Below are 2,931 nucleotides of genomic sequence, written 5' to 3' on the forward strand. Positions count from 1 at the left end.
ACGGCCGCAGGCGCGCCTGCAGCCAGTCGCCCAGGCGCGCCAGCATGCGCGTCTGGGCCTCGTCCAGTTGCAGGCCGCGCGCCTCGATCAGGCGAACGGCCTGCGCGGCCAGCTCAGAAGTCAAAGAACACGGTCTCGCCTTCGCCCTGGATGCGGATATCGAAGCGGTAGGCCGGCTTGCCGTCCACCTCGCAGCGCTTGGCGATCAGCGTCTCGCGGCGCTGCGGCTGCTCGATCAGATTGAGCACCGGGTCCTTGGCGTTGGCCTCGGCCTCGTCTTCAAAGTACAGCCGGGTGTTGAGGTGGATATTGATGCCGCGGGCGAACAGCGCGACGTTGACGTGCGGCGCCATCGCCACGCCGGCGGTGTTGCGCACCACGCCGGGCTTGACCGTGTAGGCGGTCCACTCGCTGCCGGCATCGAAGGTGGTGGCGGTACGACCGAAGCCGTTGAACGCTTTGGACTGGTCGTAAGCCTCGTCGTACCGGCCCTGGTGGTCGGCCTGCCACAGCTCGAGGAAGGCGTCGCGCACCAGGTGGCCGTTGCCGTCGTAGACGTGACCGACCAGCAGGATGTGCTGGCCCGGCGCATCGGGCCCCGCCATCTGGTTCCAGATCTCCTGCTCGCGGGTCGGGTTGCCGGCCGCGGCCAGGGCCAGGCCGATGTGCACGTAGGGGCCGGCGGTTTGTGAAGGGGTTTCCGGCAGCAATTCAACAGGCATGGTCATCCTCCTCACTTGTTCTCGAAATGGGTTTGGCGCTGGCCGCGCAAGACAATGTCGAAACGGTACGCCAGGCAATCCATGGGATTGGCCGTGCTCATGTCGAGCTTGGCGATCAGCGTCTGCACCGCGTCCGGGTTGGCGATCGCCTTGACGATCGGGCACAGCGGGATCAGCGGATCGCCCTCGAAATACAGCTGGGTGATCAGCCGCGTGGCAATCGACGGGCCGTTGAGCGAGAAGTGGATATGCGCCGGGCGCCAGTCGTTGGGGCCATTGCGCCAGGGGTAGGGGCCGGGCTTGATGGTGCGGAAGATATAGCGACCTTCACTGTCGGTCAGGGCACGGCCGACACCGCCGAAGTTGGGGTCGAGCGGCGCCAGGTAGCGGTCGTTCTTGTGCCGGTAGCGGCCACCGGCGTTGGCCTGCCACATTTCCACCAGGGTATGCGGGATCGGCTTGCCGTACTGATCCATCACCCGACCGGAAACGATGATGCGCTCGCCGATGGGCAGGCCACCGTGGTTGAAGTTGAGCAGCAGGTCGTTGTCGTGCTCGCCGAACTGCAGGTGCGAGAAGTCCGGGCCGGTGGTCTCGGAGATCGACTGCGGGATGCTCACCAGCGCCTGGCGCGGCGAACGGGCGATGGAGGTCTTGTAATCGGGCGTCAGGGCTTTGGGGTGCCAGTTGCGGTCACGAATGACGAAACGGCGATTGTCCTCGGCAGGCATGGTGCGCTCCTGTTGTGGCTATTGTGGAGTCAGTGGCCACAGTGTCCGGCAAAGCGCACGCGGGGAATATTGAAAAGACGCCGCCCACCCATAACCAATAGGTTATGCAAACAGCCCCTCGCGGTAGGCCTCTGCCACCTCGCGCAGCGCCGCGCAGAACTGCTCGGCGGCCAGCGGCAAGGCCAGCGCGCCGTTGCGGCAGATGCCCACCGAACCGCCCGGCTCCTGCACGCCCAGCTGCAGCTCGACCAGCTCGCCACGCTGCACGTCCAGGCACACCGCGTCCTGCGGCGCCACCCACAGCGCATCGCCGGACAGCACGTAGCGTCGACTGAGCGCCGGCGACAGGGTCTCCAGGCGCTGCCGCGAAGGCGTCACCCCGCACTGCACGAACAGGCTGTCGGCATGCTTGCGGATGGTGGTACCGGCCGTCGGCAGCACCAGCGGGTAATCGCCAAGCTGTCCCAGCGCGGCGGCGCCGGCAGCCAGCAGCGGATGACCGGGGCGCACCACCAGGGTCATGGATTCGCTGTACAGGTGCTCGAAGGTCAGGCCCTGGATGTCCGGGCTGTCGGTCATGCGGCCGACCACCAGGTCCAGCTCGCCGACGCGCAACTGGCCGAGCAGGTAGGCGCCCGGCCCGGTGGCGACGCTGACCACCAGCGCCGCCTGGCGCTCGTGCAGGCGCCGCACCACCTCGGGAATCAGCAGGCTCTCGACGGTGGACAGCACGCCGACGCGCACCTGGCCGGCCTCGTGCTCGCCGCCGCGCAGGCTGTTGACCCCGTCGCGCAGCGCCTGCACGCAGGGCCCGGCGTAGCGCATGAAGGCCACCCCGGCGGCCGTCAGGGTCACGCCCTGCTTGCCGCGCTCGAACAGGCTGGCGGCGAGGATCTCCTCCAGCTCCTTGAGCGTCTTGGAAATCGCCGGCTGGCTCACCGCCAGGGCATCGGCGGCCTTGGCGAAGCTGCGCTGGCGGGCGATCTCGAGAAAGCACAGCAGGTGGCGGAATTTGATGCGGGTGTCGATGTTCATCGCGGGCACCGAAGTGGAATGGGCCGATCATGCCGCAAAGCGCCGCCGCCGCCCAAGCGCTGCGGGAAACGAGGCGGCATGGCTCCTGCATAAATTGCTAGCAATATTTCATTGTTCGCTAGCCAGGAGCCTCCCATGTTGGCCGAATCCACCCGCGGCGTGATCTGCACCCCCCACCCCGCCGCCACCCGCAGCGGCCTGGCCATGCTCGATGCCGGCGGCAGCGCCATCGACGCCATGCTCGCCGCTAGCGCCACCCTGGCCGCCGTCTACCCGCACATGACCGGCATCGGCGGCGATGCCCTGTGGCTGCTCCATGACCGCGAAGTGCGCACCATTGTGGGGATCGGCCAGGCCGGCCAGCGTCTGCCGGCAGGCGGCAGCATCGGCCTGCGCGGCACAGACACAGCGCCAGGATCATCGCCAGATGGCCGAGCTCGGGG

At 67.8% G+C, this 2,931-nt stretch carries 4 protein-coding genes; 1 reads left to right on the forward strand and 3 read right to left on the reverse strand.

Annotated features, from left to right (window positions below):
* Positions 1-113 precede the first annotated feature (113 nt).
* The 3 genes from pcaG to pcaQ form a co-directional block, all read right to left on the reverse strand.
* Positions 114-722, reverse strand: coding sequence for a protocatechuate 3,4-dioxygenase subunit alpha (gene pcaG, locus N878_RS16720; RefSeq protein ID WP_031303323.1), 609 nt, complete (start codon positions 720-722; stop codon positions 114-116).
* A gap of 11 nt (positions 723-733) precedes the next feature.
* Entirely contained in the window at positions 734-1,453 is a 720-nt protein-coding gene (pcaH, locus tag N878_RS16725) for a protocatechuate 3,4-dioxygenase subunit beta (protein ID WP_021444754.1), read from the reverse strand.
* Between the two features lie 102 nt (positions 1,454-1,555).
* Complete coding sequence (gene pcaQ / locus N878_RS16730; RefSeq protein ID WP_021444755.1) at positions 1,556-2,488, reverse strand: pca operon transcription factor PcaQ; 933 nt, start codon at positions 2,486-2,488, stop codon at positions 1,556-1,558.
* Positions 2,489-2,623: 135 nt separating this feature from the next.
* Here pcaQ and N878_RS16735 point away from each other — a divergent pair.
* The coding region (locus N878_RS16735) for a gamma-glutamyltransferase (RefSeq protein WP_031303324.1) at positions 2,624-2,931 on the forward strand (308 nt) is incomplete at its 3' end.

This window comes from Pseudomonas sp. EGD-AK9 (genome assembly GCF_000465935.2).
Taxonomy (GTDB): domain Bacteria; phylum Pseudomonadota; class Gammaproteobacteria; order Pseudomonadales; family Pseudomonadaceae; genus Aquipseudomonas.